The organism is Streptodolium elevatio (assembly GCF_053592165.1).
The window spans coordinates 208,316-222,792 of record NZ_JBSFVE010000012.1 but is presented as its reverse complement, the minus strand read 5'-3'; the positions used below and the strand labels follow the sequence as shown (position 1 = coordinate 222,792).

Here is a 14,477-nt window from a genome sequence, read left to right as displayed (position 1 = left end):
GACGCCCTGTCATGACGACCTCTCCGAATTTCTGCGAGCTGGTTGGGATATCTGCGCCACGAGCTTGACAACCGCCTTGGGCGTGTTGCCCGGATCGGGCGGATGGCCGAGGCGCCAGGGTTCGACCCAGGGGACCGACCACAGCAGGGGTACGCCGCCCGCCACGAGCGTCGTCAGGTCACGAAGAGGCTTGGGCAGCCGTCCTGGGGCATCCGCGACGACCACGAGGCCGAGCACCGCGACATTCGGGACGACCCCCGCGGCCCACTGCCGCACGGCCGACTGTGCGGCGCGCAGGCCCCCGAAGTTCGACCGGCAGACCAGCACCACCCTTGCCGTGCCCTGGCCTTCGGGAACCGGCCAGGCCCGGTCGCCGTCCGCGCTCTGCGGTGCGCAGGCCTGCAGCGAGCCGACACCCGCGCCGCCGTGCACGCCGACCCACCACCACGGTGCGAGGTGCGCGTCGGGGCGGCGGCGCAGCGGCAGTCCGCCGCGCGTCGGCGGCGGCACCGCGCCGCTCGGCGGCGGCTGGGTCCGCAGCGGGCGCGGAGTGTGTTCGACGACCGGCTTCCGCTCGGTGACCGCCGAATCGTCCGCGGGAATCCATGGATTGCCCAAGGCCGGTGTCACCTCGCTTTCCCGATCACACCCGCAACGCCCGGTCCGAAGTCCGAGAACCGGAACGCGCCAAACGTATCCCCGGCCTATTTCGCGTGCTATCCACGGCGCGTGGGACCGGCAATCCCGATTGCGCGAGCGAACGGTTTTCCCCGGCACGGCGAAACCGCTGCCGGGTTCCACAGTGCACAGTCGATTCCGGCATTTCCCCCTGCAAAGCGCCCGGCGGGCCCGGTCCGGCCGATTTGCCCCGGGTGCGTTGCGGCCGATCGCTCCTATGCTCCAAAGGACTTCGTAGGACGCTCTCCTGCGGCGCGCCCGGACGGATTCCGACGCCGCGCCATCCCCCGAGGAGCCAACGCGTGACCGAAACCATGGAAGTACCCGGCTGGCCCGTCGTGACCATCGAGATGTCCGACGCGGACTCCGTCGTCGTCGACGGAGTGCGGATTCCGGTGCCGACCGGTACCGACCCGCGCGTCGTCGCGGTCGAACAGGTCACGAAGACGGCCCAGTTGCTGGGGCGGCCGGTGCGCTGCGAGGCCATCGAGGCAGACGGCACGATCTACCCGCTGATGGTGGCCCCGGACTCGACGGTCACCGAGGCGGGGCCGCGGATCTCGCCGAAGGCGCGCAAGTCGTTCGGCCGCAGGCGCGGTTCGTCGGCGGCGCCGCCCGCTCCCCCGGCACCGGGGCGCCGGGTTCCGACCGGCGCCGCCCCGCTGCCCCAGCCGGAGCCTCGGCCCGAACCCCGGTCGGATCCTCGTTCGGACCCCCCGATGGCCCCACGGTCGGAGCCCGTGCCGGAGCAGCGGCCGCAGTGGCAGTACGAGGGTGAACCGGAGTCCGTCGCCCCGCCGTTCCACCCGGTGGCACCGCAGGTACAGGCTCCGGCGCAGGCTCCGGTTCCACCGCAGGTGCAGGCCCCGGTGCCACCGCCGGTGCGGGCCGAGCCGCCGGCCCCGATGCCGGTGTCCGAGCCGACCGCGCCGGCCGCGGCTTCGGCCCCCGCTCCCGCTCCCGCTTCGCCGGCCCCGCCGGTGTCCCAGCAGGCTCCGGTCCCGCCGCTTGCTGCTGCGGTCCCGCCGCCTGCTCCGGTCGCGCCGCCGGCCGCGGTACCGCGGCCGGTTCCGGAGCCGGTGGCCGCCGTACCCGAACCGGTTTCCGCCATACCCGAACCGGCGCCCGCCGCACCGGAACCGCGCCCCGTGCCCGAGGTGCGGCGTGCGACCCCACCGCCCCCGCCCGGCGCGCCGCGTGCGCTGCCGGTCCCCACCCCCGAACAGTCGCAGGTGTTGCGCGGCATCCGGGCCGCTGTCGCGTCGGGGGACATCGACAGCGCCCTGCAGCGTGCACTTGCCTTGGAGGATGCCGTGCGCCAGACCGCCGAAGATCCCGAACGCCTCATCGCCGCCCGCGAGGTCAGCGCCTACGTGACCATGCTGGCCGGGGAAACCGACCGCGCCGTGGGCCTGTTCGCACGGGCCGCGGTGGACCGGGTCGGCATGGACGGGCTTTCCGACCCGTGGGCGACGCGTCTCGCGAAGAACGCGCACTACTGCTGGCTTCAGGTCGACGACGTGGAACGCGCCTTCGAGGTCGGGCCATTGGTGCTGCGTGCGTACGCCGCGGTGGCCCCGGACGCGGAACCGGAGGCGTCCGCGGCCCGCCACCACCTCGACGCGCTGCGTGCACACGTTGCGGCGAGCTGACGCGGGCGCCCGGCGGGGCGCGGTCGTCGCGGCCGACCCGGGTTCAGGACCCGGGCGCCGCGAAGTCCGCACGCCAGGCGCGGCAGGCGGCGACGTACTCGGTCAACTGCCGTTGGGCGAAAGCCTCGGCGGACCAATTCTCGTCCAGGACCGCGGCGGCTTGCGGTGCCACGTAGGTCCAGGCGTGGCCGCCGCCGACGAGCGGCAGTCGGACCAGGTCGTACAGGTCGTCCTCGTACGCGTCCAGAATGTGCCAGTCCCGCGCCGATATCCCGCTCAGCAGTACGCCGTCCGCGCGCGAGTCGGCGGTCGCAAGCGCGGGGTACACCTGGCCCGGCAGGGCCGCCGCGCGCCAACCGTCGACCGCGGCGGGAGCCAGTGCGGGCACGCGGTCAAGCAGGGTCCGCAGCACCTCGGGGAACATCAGGCTCCCGTAGGCGAACAGGCGGTCCGGGTCCACCGACAGGCGGTCCGTCCGGCCAGAGCCTCCGGAGCCCCTCGGGTGTGAGGGGGTCCCGATAAGCGGCATGCAGCACCTCCGTGATCACCGTGCCGTCCGCTTCGGCGAGGCGGACGAACCAGTCGAAGCCGGCCGGGTAGGCCCACAGATAGGAACGCAGCCGGGGATCGGCCCCTCGGTCGGCGAGGAGGTCCGCGATATGGCGCTCGGTCCAGTACGGCACGCGGGCGCGGGCATGTGCCGCGCACGCCGCCACGGACGCGCCGGAGTTGATCGCGATGTGCAGTTCGGAGCGTACGAGTTGCAGGTAGTGGTCGAGCCGCACACGCGCGGCCAGCACGTCGTCCTCGGGCACGATGAACAGCGGGAGTGCCTGCGCGAGGCCTTCGAGCAGCACCTGTGTGGGGCCGTGCACCGACAGCAGGCGCACCCACGGCACGTCCTCCGCGGCACAGCGGTGCGCGAACGCGGCGCACTGCATGCCGTGGCCGAGCACCTCGTGCAGCGCGAACTGCCGTACGCCGACCCGGGTGAAACGGGCGTTGCGCGGATTGAGCCGCAACCGCACCCGGCTCCCGGCCCCGTCCAGCCAGTACGCCCAGTACTCGTCGACGTCGACGCTCTGGACGGTGAGTTCGTACGGGGCCTCCGTGCCGACCGCCTTGCGGACGCGCGGCTCCAGTTCGACGGCCGCGGCGCGGATCAGCTGCGACGCGGCGGCGGCGTCGAGCGGTCCCTCGAGCGCGCGCAGCGCGTCGTCGGTCCCGGTGTCCCAGCCGATGCCCAGGCGGTCCAGTTCAGCGCGCGCCAACTCGCCGCGTGCGGTGACGTATTCGGCGGGCCAGCCGGTGGCCGGGCAACCCTGCGTGGCGCGCACGTAGTCGTCCAAAGCAGGGCGTTCGCCCAGACGGTGGCCGAGGAAGGCGAGGTCGGCATGCAGACGGGCGGTGAGGTAGGGCTCGTCGGCCGCCTCGACCCGGGGAGCGAGGGCGGCGAGGCGCCGGTACACCTCCAGCCGGTCGGCGGCCGCCGGGACCGGCGGGAGGCCGGGCGGCGGTGGGGCGCAGTCGAACTCGACCACCCCGGGTCCGCCGCGCTCGACCTCGAGCCGGTGCCAGGAGCGGATGACCGACTCGAGCGCGTCACGCGCCTTCACGGACGACCTCCCAGTGCAGGGTGACGAATTGATTGGGCCGCAACTCCTCGCGCGCCAGGCTGATGTGCGCTTCGGAGCCCTCGTGGGAGAAACGCACGTGTTCGTCGATCACCTGCTTCGCCCCGTCGGGATGTTCCTCGATGGCGCTGCAGTCCACAAGACGTGCGACGCCGTTCTGGCGGACTCCGATGTGCAGCCGCAGCGTGTAGCGCGTGATGGCCTGGCGCCAGTAGTGCGCCTCGGTGAAACGGCCGCCGCGGCACCGGTAGGCGATCTTGGCGGTGCCCATCGGGGGCACCGGGGGCGAGACGCAGCAGGCGAACTTCGCCAGTGTCCCGGCGTCGTGGATGCGTTCGACGGTGACGTGCTGGCGGCTGCCGGGCAGCGTGATGATCTCCAGCGGGCCTTCGCCGTGCTCGAACCACAGTTCGCGGGAGAACCGGGTGAGCGGGCGCTCCGTGAGATTGAGCACATGGTGGTGGTAGGTGAGGTAGACCCAGCCCTCCTTGTCGACCTCGATGTCGATGCCCAGGTCGAGTTCGACGACGCTGTCGGCGAGGCGGGCGCGCAGGCCCGGGGCGACCGGGAGGCCGTCGGCTCCGGGTTCCGTCGCGGCGTCGGCGTCCGCCTCCCAGGGGCGGGGCGCGAGGCCGAGCATTTCGCCGGGTATGCGCAGTCCGTCGGCGACGCGCTCGACGACGTGTTGCTGGCGAACTCGGGCCCGCCCCTTGATGTATTCGCCGACGCGGCTGGGGGTCATCTCGCACAGCCGGGCGAGTCGGCTGAGGCTCATGCCCGCCCGGTCGCGGGCGAGCGCGAATATCGCGCCGACGTCGCGCTCGGCACACGCCTCGCGCATCTGCGGACTGGTCATGAGTGCGTCCGGCAGGGGGCTGTCCCGGCCCGTTCGCGGCATCTGTGCAAAACCCCCAAGCGCCGTCCTCCGCACCACGTCGGGTACGAAGTTACCGGGGAGTTTACCCGGCTCGGATAACCGTCTCGACCTTATAAGCCGCCGTCCGGCTTCGGATACTGCTCAACCGTACGAGGACTGCCCGCTGTTCCCCAGCTTGCGGGACCCTCAGCAACTCCATCACGCGTCTCACGGATTTCCCCTCAGGATCTGCGGTCCTTTCCTGTAGGCGCGCGGCAACGACAGGAGAGACGGTGATCACCGGCAGCACCGACGGCGCGAGGAAGCGCCGGCCACGGCGCTCGGACCGGCCGACGGGAGAAGACATGGGACACGCTCAGCGTCTCGACACTGTGCTGGCACAGGCGTCGACGGTGTTCCTCGGTTCCGCCGCGGAACCGGGCGGCGACGCCGTCTCACCCGTGGCACTCGCCGACTGGGCCGCCCACCGGTATGCCGAGGCGGTCCGCATCGTGAAGGACGCCGAACAGCGCCAGCGGCGCGCGGTATGGGGGCTGCTCTGCGGCGAACAGCCCCTGGCCGCGGCGACGATGGCCGAGGCACTCGACTGCCCCCTCCCCCCGATCACGCGCGTCATGGCCGTCGCGTGCGATCCGGACCGGAGGGACGCTGTGGCGGAACTGCTGCGGCGTACGGCGCCCGAGGGCACCTGGATCGTGCGCGACACAGGCGAAGGGTCGCCGCTCGCGGTCCTGCTTCCGGCCGGGGAGCGGGACTCCGACGACGACGTCGCACGACGTGTCACGCGCGAGTTGGTGCGGACGTACCCGCAGTGCCGGGTCGGGGCCTCACCGCCCGTCGACCTGGCATCCGTACCGACCGCCTTCGGGCAGGCCCGGTACGCGCTCACCGCCGCACGCATAGCGGTCGGCGGATACGCCCGGTTCCACGCATGGCTCGCCCCGGAGCTCCTCTTGGCCGGTCAGGCCGACGCGTGGGCACGGGAGCAACTCGCGCCGCTCGCGGCACACCGGGCCCGCCGACGCGGCGACCCGGAGGCCGACGAGCTGCTCGAGACCCTGGGTGCCTGGCTGGTGGACCGGCGCGGCGCCGGAACGCGGCTCGGCATCCACCGCAACACCCTCAGCGGTCGGCTGCGCCTCATCGAGGCGCTGCTGGACCGGGACCTGCACCGGATCGGCGACCGTGCGCGGCTCTCGCTCGCGCTTCGGATCGCGGCACTGCCCCGGGACACCCCTCCCGGGACGGGCCCCGTCGGACCGGCGCCCACGGGGGTACGCCTCTCGCTCGACCACCCGGCTCTGGACGGCTGGGCGTTCGCCGGACTGCACCCGCTGGCCGGCGGGTTGTCCGGGCCCGACGCGGGCACGTTGCGCGTCTGGCTGGCGCACGACGCACGGCTGTCGGCGACGGCCGCCGCGTTGGGTCTCACCGTGCCGGGCGCCCGCAAGCGCCTGACCAGGATCGGGAATGTACTCGGCCTCGATCTGTTGCACGGGCCGCACGCCGAGGCGGACCTGTGGCTCGCGCTGCAGGTGGCCGACCGCTCTCGGGACACGCACATGCTCACCGACCGCCGCAAGGCGTCGTGAGCCGCACCATCCAGGCGCGACCGGCGCAGCCGGCGCGAACGGCACCGACCACGCACCACAGCACCGAAGTCACCACATAGACCCACCTTTTGGGCCCGCCCCCGACCTGCGCCCAAACCCCCAGGAACCAGTACGACGTGACCTCCAGGCAGGAGTCCCTCATGCCCGCCACGGCTTACCCCCGCCCCATGCTCGTCGCCGCCACCTCCGGGGCGTCCCCATCAGCGCCGGGCCGACGCGCCGGCATCGCCGGCGAGCGCCCCGCTCCGGTCGCCGACAACGCGCCGCGGGCCGGCGCCCGCGCCACCGCCGTCCCCCCGGGTGCGCGCCCCGGCGCCGTACCCCCGGGCGCCCTCGGCGCGCGCCGGCCGGCCGCGCCGGTACCCGCGCCGCGCGGTTCGGCGCCGGTCCCCGGCCGCCGCGTCCCGCAGCCCGCCGCGCCCGCCGCCGGCCTGCCGCCGCGCGGCCGGGTGCTCTACCAGGGCACCGAGCCGCGCCTCATGCACCACGCGGTCGGCTCGCACGTCATCCCGCACCGCCTGCGCGTTCCCGGCACCGGCGCGGTGCGGGCGAAGCTGCGCGTGCTGCACCGCGGCGAGATCGCCCTCTACCAGATCGGCTACGGCGCGCACGCCGAACTGCGCTTCGACGCCCAGGCCCCGGTCTACCTCGTGCACCTGCTGCACTGCGGCGGCGGGCAGTTGATCGTGGACGGCCGCGAAATGCCGCTCTCCCCGGTCGTCACCGGCCCGGGTCAGGAGGTCGTCGCACGCTGGGCGCCGGACACCACGGCGCTGGTCCTGCGGATACCGCGCCGTGTCGTGGACGCCGCGATCCGGCCGTACGCCGACGACCCGGCGGAGAACACGCCGTTGCGCTTCGACCCGCTGCTGGACAGCGCGAACGACGAGGTGCGGCAGTGGCTTTCGCTGGCGCACAGCTTCGGGTCGATGGTCGACTCCGGTCTGCTGACCCGCTCCCCCGACGCCGCCGCGCACTTCGAGCAGATGCTCGTGCACGGGCTGCTGGCCTGCCAGCCGCACACGCTCAGCGGCGGTACGCTGCGCGGCGGTCCGGTCGGCGCCCCGGTGGCGCTGCGCCGCGCGCTGGCGTTCTGCGAGGAGCACGCGTCCGAGCCGATCTCGGTGGCGGACATCGCGGCGGCGTCGCACATGAGCGTGCGCACGCTCCAGGAGAAGTTCCGCACCCACCTCGGTGTCACACCGCTCGCGCACCTGCGGCACGTGCGGCTCGCCGGGGCGCACGCGGACCTGCTCGCGGTGGCCGAGGGCCGCAGCGACGACACGGTGACCGGCATCGCGCTGCGCTGGGGATTCAGCCACCTGGGCCGCTTCGGCTCGTTGTACCGCGCGGCGTACGGACGCCTCCCGTCGCAGACGACCCGCTCGGGGGACGCGGACGTCTACGCCTTCCAGCCGCGCGCGGCGGGATGAGCCGCGGTCGAGCCGTGCGTCGGCCCGTCCGGCGCGTGGCTCGACCGGTTGGGCACCTGGCGGTCTTCTGCTGACGCAATCGGGTGGTCCGCTTCGTTGGCACGGCATGTCAGCGACGGCGGGCCGCCCGTCTGCGTCAGCCTCGTCGCCATGCGCCCGACCAGCCGCAAGACCGGCCGCCGCGTCCGCCGCCGTCGTTCCGCGTCCGCTGTCGCGGCGTGCGCGGCGCTGCTGCTCCTGCTGCCGCAGGCGGCGGCCGAGGTTGCGCGACGCGGTGCCGCCCGGCCTCGTCGCCGCGACGGCGGCGAACCGGGCGCTGACGGCCGGGCACCTGGACTGGCTGACCGCGCGGCTGGGCGCGTACCCGTTCGACACCTACGGCCTGCTGGTGGCGGACACCGACCTCGCGGTGGCGCTGGAGACGCAGACGCTGTCGCTGGTGCCGGGCGGCGAGCTGTCCGGCGACCGGGTGGCGGCCGAGCGGACCATGGTGCACGAACTGGCGCACCACTGGTTCGGAAACGACGTGGGCATCGCCACGTGGTCTGACCTTTGGCTGAGTGAGGGCCACGCGCGGTTCTACGAGCGGCTGTACTCCGAGGAGCACGGCGGCGACCGGTTCGAGGACCGGATGCGCGACGCGTACCGCCAACACGACGTCTGGCGCCGGGACTTCGGCGCCCCCGCCGCGCCGACGGAGCCCGCGCTGTTCAAGCGCATGCGCTACGACGGCTCGGCGCTGGTGCTGTACGCGCTGCGCGAGGAAGTCGGCGAGGCCGTCTTCGCCGACATCGAGCGCAGGTTCTTGTCGTGCTTCCGGGGCCGCGGCGCGAGCACCCGGGACTTCGTCGGCGTCGCCTCGACCGCCGCGGGCCGCGATCTGGCCCCGTTCCTGGAGGCGTGGCTGTACGGGACGACCACGCCTCCGATGCCCGGCCACCCGGACTGGACGACCGATCCGCTACCCCCGGCCGGCACGGCGGCCGCGCGCGTCGCGGGAGACCCGGCGGGAGCCTGACGGCTTGTAGACGGACAGGAACGTGGCGACCACGAGCGCGGTGATCTGCACGCCCACGGCGCCGAGTTGCAGCCACTGGAAGGTGGCGATGCCGGACGCATCGGCACCCGGCGCGCTCTTGTCCTCCAGCGTGCGGACCCACTGCGAGACGGCGCCCGCGCCGATCCCGATGACCAGGAACAGCAGCACGATCTTCACCTGGATCCACAGGTGCTTCCACAGCCCCCACGGGGTCCGCAGGCACAGGACCACCCCGGACACGAGGGCGAGGACGGCGAGCGGAATCCCGGCGGCGTAGACGAGGCTGCGCATCGTCTCGTACGTCATGTGCCGCACCGCGTCGTCGCCGGTGTTCCGGGCCATCAGCCCCAGCATGACCATGACCAGTTCGACGCCGACCAGCCCGACCGCGGTGACGACGTGCGCGGAGTTGACCGCGCGCCGCACGCCCCGCGAGAAGTGCCGCGGATTGCGCCGAGGGGAGGCCTTCGCCGCGGTCCCGGCGGCCGAGGGTGTCACGACGGTGCTCACGATGCCTCCTGGGGACGTCTCCTGCCGACGTCCTCAAGGCTTCCGCGCCGGGGCCGCCGAAACGTCCGGCACCGGAAGGCACTCGTCCTGCTCTCACCGCCGGCGGGGGCGGTCGTCGCGGTACGGGTGCCTACTCCCCCGGGAGTAGGCACGCCCGCGCCGCCTGCGGACCGCCGGGCCGCGGGCCCGGCCCGCGGTTCACCGCGCCGCGGCCGGACGCCACCCGGGGTCGCGGCCGGACAAGGCCAGCGCGCGGTCGAACGCGGAGGCCCCGGCGGGCAGCTCCACGGGATCGGCGAAGCCCTTGTACTCGCGGTAGGTCTCGGCGTACTCCTCGACCACGGCAAGGACGATCTCCGCGGTCTCCGGGGCGCACACGATCTCCTGGCCGGACGCCTTGGCGACGTCCCAGCCGTGCACCACGAGTTCCTTGACGATCATCTTGGCGATCTCCGGTGCGGGCATCGCGAAGCCGTCGCCGAGCGAGATCTCGCCCTCCCAGACGGCCGGGTCGGCCCACGCGGCGACCGCGCGGTCCAGCTGCGCCGCGTATGCCTCGGCCCAGTCGGGCTCGGCGGTGAAGTCGCGTTCGAGCCACTGCGCCGGAAGGGGCTCGCGTCGCGCACGCTTCTCCAGGCCGTACGCCGTGTAGAGGATCCAGTGGTTCAGCAGGGCACGGGTGTCCATCTCCGTGCAGGGGGTGGGGCCGTCGAGTCGGCCGGGGGTGACGCCGCGGGCGATCCGGGCCGCCTCTGCGGCACTTGCGGAAAGGTGTTTGTGCAGGTCCATGGCCTCACCGTAGGAAATGCGCGGGAGCCGGATCTAGAAGAAACGCGACAGCTACCCTGTCCGCATGACCGAGGGGACGAAGCCGGAGGATATGGGGCGCGGAGTCCTGTACCCCGAACTCATGGCGACCAAGATCCGGCTGGACCGGCACGAGCCGAGCGCGGCCGTCGCCCGCTTCGTCGAGTACTACTGGGTGGTCGCGTGGGACCTGCGCGGCAAGGCCTCACACGAGTCCAAGACGCTCTCCCACCCCAACGTGCACCTGGTGTTCGAGGAGCCGCACCCGTCGGTCTACGGCATCGTGCGCGGGCCGTTCGTGCGCCGCATCAGCGGGCGCGGCCACGTGCTCGGCGCGCGGTTCCGCCCGGGCGCCTTCCGCGCGCTGCTCGACCGACCCGTAGCCGATCTCGTGGACCGCGTCGTCCCCGCGACCGGGTTGTTCGACGGCGGTGTCCTCGACACCCAGCGGGCGGTGCTGTCCACCGACGACGACGCCGAAATGGTGGCCGCCGCCGAGGACTTCCTGCTCGCCCGGCTCCCCGAGCCGGATCCGGTCGCGGACACCGTGGCCGACATGGTCGCGCGCATCACCGCCGAACCGTCGCTGGTCCGGGTCGACGAGGTGGCCGACCTCCTCGGCGTGCCGGTACGCCGGCTCCAGCGCCTCTTCGCGGAGTACGTCGGCGCCTCCCCCAAGTGGGTGCTGCGCCGGGCCCGGCTGCACGAGGCCGCCGAACGCGCCAAGCAGGGCACCCGTATCGACTGGGCGGCCCTGGCCCTGGACCTCGGCTACTCCGACCAGTCCCACCTGACCCGCGACTTCACCGCGGCCGTCGGCGAGCCCCCGGCCGCGTACGCGAAGTCCTGACGAGGCTCCGGGCCGGCGGTTCAGCCCCGGTGGCCGCGGGCGTGCGGCGGGCGCGAGTCGGCGGTGCCCGGGACGGGGCCGGCGGCGGGATCGGGTTCGGCATCGGGCAGCACGGTCTTGGCGCCCCACGTGTGCAGCCAGTCGGTGAGCGCCGCCTCGAACTCCGGGTCCATGTGGGCGCGAGCGGCCAGGGCCTGGGAGAGCGACTCGGCCCTCACGGGGTCGTGCGGCGACTGCGCCAGGGCGGTCAGGGCCGCGTCCCCGGCGGTTCCGGAGCGGCGGGACGCCTGGCGTACCAGCGCCCGCAGGGCGACCCACGCGTCGGGGCCGTCGCCGCCCCCGGCGCCCGTGGCAACGGCGCCGAGCAAGACCGCCGGTATCGGTTCCACCTCGTACCCCCTGCACTCGTGGGTCGCACCCCTGGTCGACAGGTCCCACGCTACGGTGCGCCCGCCCCCGGCGGGGGAGTGTTCCGGCCACTTGCCGACCTTGCCGACAGGGAGGGAGGTCGGGCCGGGGCGGCCCCGGGCGGTCCGGTGCGGCGCCGCCGCCGGGCCGGTCAGGCCGAGCCGGCCGCGTCCTGTTCCGCCGCCGGGACCCCGGCCTCGGCCTCCGGCGCGGCCCACAACGACCGGATATGACCCAGGTGTTCGCGCATCGCGGACTCGACGCGCTCGGTGTCGCCCGCGATGATCAGGTCGAGGATGCCCTCGTGCTCCCGCGCCGACGCGACCAGCGCCCCGCGGGCGGCGAGGTTGTCGAGGCCGTGGAGGCGGGAGCGCTTGCGCAGGTCGCCCACGACGTCGACGAGGCGCCGGTTGCCCGCCAGGCTCAGCAGACCGAGGTGGAACTGCCGGTCGGCCTCCAGGTAGCCGATGAGGTCGTGGGCCTCGGCGGCCCGGACGATCTCGGCGGCGACGGGGCGCAGCGCCTCCAGCGCTTCCCGGTCGGCCGTACCGGCCAGCCGGACCGCCACCGGGACCTCGATCAGCGCCCGGATCTCGGTGTACTCGTCCAGGTCGCGCGCGGACAGCGCGGTGACCCGGAACCCCTTGTTGCGCACGACCTCGATCAGGCCCTCTTTGGCCAGATCGAGCATGGCCTCGCGCACCGGCGTCGCCGAGACGCGGAACTGCGCCGCGAGCGTCGGCGCCGAGTAGATCGTGTCGGGGCGCAGCTCACCCGCGACGAGCGCGGCACGCAGCGCGTGGGTCACCTGATCGCGGAGGCTGCGGTGCTCCTGGACCGTGGGCAGGTTCAGCGACCCGCTTCCGGCGGTGGGGGCGAATCCGCCGATGCGGTCGACACTCACGGGCTGTTCCTCCATCCGGGCAGGCTACTGCCACGCGCCTCCGCCCCGTCGGAACGCACGTCGGGCCCGGCCCCCGCCCGGTGGTCGCCGCCGAACCCGGTCGGCACTCGACGTGTCGAGCCAGGCCCAGGTCGTCAACCTGCTCCTGCGGCGGGACCTGGGCACCGCGTTCGTCTTCATCGCCCACGACCTGGCGGTGGTACGGCACTTCTGCGAACGTGTCGCGGTCATGTGCCTGGGCCGGATCGTGGAGGTCACGACCCCGGCGCCACCCCCGGCCACCAGGTGGCCTGCCACTTCCCGACCCCGTTCGGCGAGGCGGTAGCGTGACGGCTACCGCCTGATTGTCCGGGAATATGCCACGCCCCGCAGCCGCCCTGCCCGGCCCGTGCCCCGCCGCAGACCCGGCGGAGCGCCGCCACCACCGACTGGAGGAACCTGTGACCCAGGACCCGTCCCGGCCCGCCGACTCCGCACCGGCCGACCGCTTCCACACCGGCAGCCACGACCTACCGGTCTCGGACGCGCTCGCGGCGTTCATGAGCGGCGGTTGGGCGCCCAGTCCACTGCCCGACCTCACCCTGGCCGAGATCTCGCCGTGGACCGCCAAGCGGCGGGCCCGGCTGTCCGCGCGGTTCCCGGGCGAGCGGCTGGTGGTCCCGTCCGGCGTGCTCAAGGTGCGCAGCAACGACGACGACCACCGCTTCCGCCCGCACACCGCGTACGCGTACCTCACCGGCGAGCAGGAACCCGGCGGCGTGCTGGTGATGGAGCCCGTCGGCGGCACCCACGAGGCCCGGCTCTACCTGCGTCCGCGCTCGCCGCGCGACTCCGGGGAGTTCTTCCGGGACCGTCGGTACGGCGAGTTCTGGGTCGGCCGCCGTCCCACCCTCGACGAGGCGTCCGCGCTGCTCGGCATCGAGACCGTGCACCTGGACCGGCTCCCCGACCTGTTCCGCGGCCCCAACGTGGCCACGCGCGTGTTGTCCGGCGAGGACCCCGCGGTGGACGCGCTCGTGCCGGTGCGCGGGGACACCGAGCAGAACCTCGAACTGGCTTCGTACCTCTCGGAGATGCGTCTCATCAAGGACGAATGGGAGGTCGCGCAGCTCCAGTTGGCCGTCGACCACACCGCGTCCGGATTCGAGGACGTCGTACGCGCACTGCCGCAGGCGCTGCGCCACCCGCGCGGCGAGCGCTGGATCGAGGGGGTATTCCGGCTGCGCGCCCGCGCCGAGGGCAACGGCACCGGCTACGAGACGATCGCCGCGTCCGGCGCCCACGCGTGCGTGCTGCACTGGATCCGCAACGACGGTGCCCTGGACCGCGACAAGCTCCTGCTGCTGGACGCGGGCGTGGAGACCGACTCGCTCTACACCGCCGACATCACCCGCACACTGCCGCTGTCCGGGCGGTTCAGCAGCGCGCAACGGGACGTCTACCAGCTGGTGTTGGACGCCCAGCAGGCCGGCATCGACGCGCTGCGGCCGGGGGCCAGCTTCCGGGACTTCCACCAGGCGGCGATGCGGGTGATCGCGACCGGGCTGCACGAGTGGGGCGTCCTGCCGGTGGGCGCCGAGGAGTCGCTGCGCCCGGAGAGCGGGCTGCACCGCCGCTACACGCTGTGCAGCAGCGGCCACATGCTCGGCATGGACGTGCACGACTGCGCCAAGGCGCGCGCCGAGACGTACCTCGACGGCAAGTTGGAGGTGGGGCACGTGCTGACCGTCGAGCCCGGCCTGTACCTCCAGCCCGACGACGAGACACTGCCGCCCGAGCTGCGCGGCATCGGCATCCGGATCGAGGACGACCTGGTGGTCACCGAGGACGGCGCCCGCCTGATGTCCGCGGCGCTGCCGCGCGACCCGGACGCGATCGAGGAATGGATGGGCGGCCTGATGGGCTGAACCCGCTGTCGTCACGCGTGCGCCGGCGGACCCGTGCGTCCGCCGGTGCACGCTGCTTTGTGCCGGTCGCCGCCAATGCACACAGTTATGGGCATCGATACGGGGTTGTACGTCATCCGCATAGCGCGGCCAGATCCGCGCGGGCGAGACGATGGAATATGCAAT

General features: G+C 73.5%; 14 protein-coding genes and 1 pseudogene. 7 read left to right on the top strand and 8 right to left on the bottom strand.

What is annotated here, in order from left to right:
- Positions 1-9 precede the first annotated feature (9 nt).
- A complete protein-coding gene (locus ACWD12_RS22970; RefSeq protein ID WP_358346872.1) occupies positions 10-618 on the bottom strand; it encodes a DUF6668 family protein in 609 nt (202 codons plus the stop codon).
- 362 nt (positions 619-980) lie between these two features.
- Between ACWD12_RS22970 and ACWD12_RS22965 the strand changes: the two genes are divergently transcribed.
- On the top strand, positions 981-2,330 hold the full coding sequence (locus ACWD12_RS22965) for a hypothetical protein (RefSeq protein ID WP_450101075.1): 1,350 nt from the start codon (positions 981-983) through the stop codon (positions 2,328-2,330).
- Between the two features lie 43 nt (positions 2,331-2,373).
- Here the strand turns inward: ACWD12_RS22965 and ACWD12_RS22960 are convergent, their stop codons facing one another.
- Genes ACWD12_RS22960 through ACWD12_RS22950 form a run of 3 tightly spaced genes read right to left on the bottom strand, consistent with a single transcriptional unit; the run spans position 2,374 to position 4,820 of the window.
- The gene (locus ACWD12_RS22960) at positions 2,374-2,754 is read right to left on the bottom strand and encodes a gamma-glutamylcyclotransferase family protein (RefSeq protein WP_450101074.1); all 381 of its coding nucleotides are present in this window, start codon (positions 2,752-2,754) and stop codon (positions 2,374-2,376) included.
- Complete coding sequence (locus ACWD12_RS22955; RefSeq protein WP_358346879.1) at positions 2,723-3,946, bottom strand: hypothetical protein; 1,224 nt, start codon at positions 3,944-3,946, stop codon at positions 2,723-2,725. The genes ACWD12_RS22960 and ACWD12_RS22955 overlap by 32 nt, the downstream gene beginning before the upstream one ends.
- Positions 3,933-4,820, bottom strand: coding sequence for a helix-turn-helix domain-containing protein (locus tag ACWD12_RS22950; protein WP_358346882.1), 888 nt, complete (start codon positions 4,818-4,820; stop codon positions 3,933-3,935). The genes ACWD12_RS22955 and ACWD12_RS22950 overlap by 14 nt, the downstream gene beginning before the upstream one ends.
- A 365-nt stretch (positions 4,821-5,185) precedes the next feature.
- Between ACWD12_RS22950 and ACWD12_RS22945 the strand changes: the two genes are divergently transcribed.
- The 3 genes from ACWD12_RS22945 (at position 5,186) to ACWD12_RS22935 (ending at position 8,905) form a co-directional block, all read left to right on the top strand.
- Positions 5,186-6,433: a helix-turn-helix domain-containing protein gene (locus ACWD12_RS22945; protein WP_450101073.1), complete on the top strand. Its 1,248-nt coding sequence runs from the start codon at positions 5,186-5,188 to the stop codon at positions 6,431-6,433.
- Between the two features lie 161 nt (positions 6,434-6,594).
- Positions 6,595-7,887 carry an AraC family transcriptional regulator gene (locus ACWD12_RS22940; RefSeq protein WP_358346886.1) on the top strand — a complete coding sequence of 431 codons (1,293 nt, stop codon included), beginning with the start codon at positions 6,595-6,597 and terminating at the stop codon, positions 7,885-7,887.
- 262 nt (positions 7,888-8,149) lie between these two features.
- Positions 8,150-8,905, top strand: coding sequence for a M1 family aminopeptidase (locus ACWD12_RS22935; protein ID WP_450101072.1), 756 nt, complete (start codon positions 8,150-8,152; stop codon positions 8,903-8,905).
- Here ACWD12_RS22935 and ACWD12_RS22930 read toward each other — a convergent pair.
- Positions 8,849-9,436: a hypothetical protein gene (locus ACWD12_RS22930; protein WP_450101071.1), complete on the bottom strand. Its 588-nt coding sequence runs from the start codon at positions 9,434-9,436 to the stop codon at positions 8,849-8,851. The two genes, ACWD12_RS22935 and ACWD12_RS22930, sit on opposite strands and share 57 nt — an antisense overlap.
- A 198-nt stretch (positions 9,437-9,634) precedes the next feature.
- Positions 9,635-10,225 (bottom strand): TIGR03086 family metal-binding protein, encoded by a 591-nt coding sequence (locus tag ACWD12_RS22925; RefSeq protein WP_450101070.1) that lies wholly within the window; start codon positions 10,223-10,225, stop codon positions 9,635-9,637.
- A 64-nt stretch (positions 10,226-10,289) separates the two neighbouring features.
- On the opposite strand from ACWD12_RS22925, the gene ACWD12_RS22920 reads away from it, so the two are divergent.
- Positions 10,290-11,093 carry an AraC family transcriptional regulator gene (locus ACWD12_RS22920; RefSeq protein WP_450101069.1) on the top strand — a complete coding sequence of 268 codons (804 nt, stop codon included), beginning with the start codon at positions 10,290-10,292 and terminating at the stop codon, positions 11,091-11,093.
- 20 nt (positions 11,094-11,113) lie between these two features.
- Here ACWD12_RS22920 and ACWD12_RS22915 read toward each other — a convergent pair whose 3' ends face one another.
- Positions 11,114-11,482 carry a hypothetical protein gene (locus ACWD12_RS22915; protein ID WP_450101068.1) on the bottom strand — a complete coding sequence of 123 codons (369 nt, stop codon included), beginning with the start codon at positions 11,480-11,482 and terminating at the stop codon, positions 11,114-11,116.
- A 170-nt stretch (positions 11,483-11,652) separates the two neighbouring features.
- A complete protein-coding gene (locus ACWD12_RS22910; protein WP_450101067.1) occupies positions 11,653-12,420 on the bottom strand; it encodes a GntR family transcriptional regulator in 768 nt (255 codons plus the stop codon).
- Positions 12,421-12,476: 56 nt separating this feature from the next.
- Between ACWD12_RS22910 and ACWD12_RS22905 the strand changes: the two are divergent.
- Both ACWD12_RS22905 and ACWD12_RS22900 read left to right on the top strand, forming a co-directional pair.
- A pseudogene (locus tag ACWD12_RS22905) lies at positions 12,477-12,661 on the top strand (dipeptide/oligopeptide/nickel ABC transporter ATP-binding protein); the annotation flags it as partial.
- Positions 12,662-12,845: 184 nt separating this feature from the next.
- Complete coding sequence (locus tag ACWD12_RS22900; RefSeq protein ID WP_450101066.1) at positions 12,846-14,312, top strand: aminopeptidase P family protein; 1,467 nt, start codon at positions 12,846-12,848, stop codon at positions 14,310-14,312.
- Positions 14,313-14,477: the final 165 nt, after the last annotated feature.